Origin of the sequence: Membranihabitans maritimus (assembly GCF_021729145.1) — a bacterium.
Taxonomy (GTDB): Bacteria; Bacteroidota; Bacteroidia; order Chitinophagales; family Saprospiraceae; genus Membranihabitans; species Membranihabitans maritimus.
Genome location: NZ_JAJSLW010000045.1, coordinates 1 through 3,042 on the forward strand (window position 1 = coordinate 1; position 3,042 = coordinate 3,042).

Below are 3,042 nucleotides of genomic sequence, written 5' to 3' on the forward strand. Positions count from 1 at the left end.
TACTACTACCGTAGGAGGCGTAGCATCTTTTATCTCTATAAATTTATACCATTCACTCACATTCCAGCAACTGTCCGATGCTTCATACCGTACTTCCGTCAAGTTTCCATGTCCCTGGAATGGAATACGGATCGGATCTTCTGTATGGGCAAAGGTCACAAAACCGTTTGCTTCTGATACCCGCTCCAACCATACTGCTCGACCGTTCACCATCGCTTTTACGTGATGTACTCCGCTGCACTCATCTTTTAATGTTACACTGGGAACATATACATCAGCAGCGCAATCGTGGCTGCCTGTAGTGTATACTGTAGGATTACAATATTCCCATGATCGAGCTGATTCGTATTGCTCACCATTGCGAATGCTCTCTACGATCTCCTCATGGTCCCACTCATAGGGTCCACAGTATTGATCATCACAAGCTTCATATCCTCCAAGTTCATTTAATGCATTTGCTATACTTTGCTCAGGATAACAGAAATCAAAGATGGGGCCTATCGTATCGATCAACGTCAACCATTGAGACAATACAGCAACTTTCTTCTTATCACTTTCGAAGTCAGATGCCTCAAGATCTACTATATAATTTTCCGAATCAAATTCACCGAAGTCTTCCGCCTCACAGTCGTTTTCCGTCTCTCCCCAACAGGTCTGGGTAACAGTAATCTCTCGTCCTTTCGTAGTAGGGCATGAACCCGTCCAATCCTCCGTTTTCATTTCTATACTAATACCACAATGGGGATCTTCTGTCAGTTCTGATAAGCACACCAGCATGCATCCGTCATTCTCTTCTGCCCCTTCCTCTAAAGCCGGCACAATCATCTGTACTAAACAATCTTCCAATTCCCCTTCGGCCACGTCACAGTAACGCACACAATCTCCACTTCCGTAGATAGATGGCCAGCCGCCTGCAAACCAGTACGGGGTATTAGCATTCCCGCTATAGAACCAGTCTTCTGTTACTTGCTCGTAAAAGCCATTTTCACTTAATACCCAGTCGCCTTGCTCTAATAGCAAGTATGGGAAAAAGGTAAATGCTCCACCAACCAGACTGACCGGATCTTCTCCCAATTCATAGATCGCGTGCAAAAAGCCATAGCTCAACTGCGTAGAACTCGCAGTACTCAACATGTCATCCATATAATCGCCGCTCACTATATCCCCGATCGTAATCTCCGTACCGTCTAATTTCTTCACTATTACACATTCCAGGTATTCTTCCAGCACTTCATCTCCCTGGGACTGGGCATTCAATAAGCCCGCTCCTACTATTGTCAGCGGCAACTCATATACCACACCACCCAACTTACTATACGCCTCTTCGTAATCGTGAATACCCAACGGCTGTTTCCATGCTGCATATCTTTTTACGCTCTCTCCTTCTTCTTTCAATGGTTCAATCTCACAATACACTGTATCCTCCTTATAACCCAAAAACGACTCCGCTGTCAGCATCGGCAAACGCAATACGACAATTGTATCCGTCAGCGTAAACAAATCACCCACTTTATTGAATACTTCCCACGTACGATAAATAATCTCCGACGTATCACTGGCTTCATTGCAATGGATCACCTCTACCCAATCCGGCTGTGCTCTCACGGAATACGACGTAGAACTGCTTCGTGTATTCATCGTACTACAAGGATTAATCACTGTAGGTTCGTGATCTTCCGGTACCGGTACATATCCGCAATATGTCACCAACAAGCCCGTATCAATACGTGCCGTCGGAATATCCAGATCCGAAGCCTCGTGGATCGTCGTACCAAAGGCCGAGGTCAATATCGGTGATACCGTATCGTCAAGTATTAAGTTCGATTCACAACTACCATACCGGTTCGTAATTCTTACCGTCAATGTAGAGCCCAGGTAATCACAAACATCTACATTTTCCAGTATATAGTCAAAATCCGATAAATTCTCTCCACTCCATATTTCTGCACCCCATTCATTGAATACCTGTACCGTATATACATTCTCTCCATTACTGGTCGCAATGTCCCCTACCGTCACTTGTAACATACCCCCATCCAAAACAGCAGGGCTGATAAATGAACGGCAACTAAAAGGCCCGGGATCTATCTCCTCCACAACCTCAATAATAACAAGAGCCGTATCCGATGCATTGCCAGCAATATTGTCAATAACATAGGTCAAAGTATCATTCCCTACAAAACCCAAGTTAGGTGTATACATTATCGTCCCGTCGGGATTCACTGACGCCACCCCATTCGATGGAAGATCCAGGATCACTACGCTCGTACTGTCGATCGGGCCCGTATCATTATCCAATACCGCCACCTCTACAGGTTTGTTAACAGATGTACTCTCCATATCATCATTCGCTACCAAGGCTACACTCTCTATTAAAATTGGGATTATTGTCGTATCACAATTCCCTAAATCATCACATACTATTATACACGTTGTATCTGTGCCAATATAACCCATATCCGGCGTATACTCTATACAACCCGTCAAGCCGTCTACTACCGCACTACCGTTATCAGGATCACAAGACTCTACACTCGCTACCGAACCCGGCAAGCCCGTCGTATCCGCACAGATTACTACCGTGCTGTCTTGCGGTACCGTCACATCTTCTACCGTATCTTGTGGCGGATACACGATAATCGGTACAACCGTCGTATCGCAATTTCCTAAATCATCACATACTATTATACACGTTGTATCCGTGCCTATATAACCCATATCCGGCGTGTACTCGATACAGCCCGTCAAGCCGTCTACTGCTGCCGTGCCGTTTTCCGGATCACAAGACTCTACGCTCGATACCGTACCCGGTAAGCCCGTTGAATCCGCACAGATCACTACCGTGCTGTCTTGTGGAACCGTCACATCGTCCAGCGTATCCTGTGGAGGATATACGATAACCGGTACAATCGTCGTATCACAATTCCCTAAATCATCGCATACTATGATGCACGTCGTATCCGTACCTGTATAACCCATATTCGGTGTGTACTCAATACAACCCGTCAAGCCGTCTACTGCTGCCGTACCGTTTTCCGGATC

Annotated in this window: 1 protein-coding gene; it reads right to left on the bottom strand. The window is 45.7% G+C overall.

What is annotated here, in order from left to right; all coding sequences use genetic code 11:
• The coding region (locus LVD47_RS23205) for an Ig-like domain-containing protein (RefSeq protein ID WP_236981092.1) at nt 1–3,042 on the bottom strand (3,042 nt) is incomplete at both ends.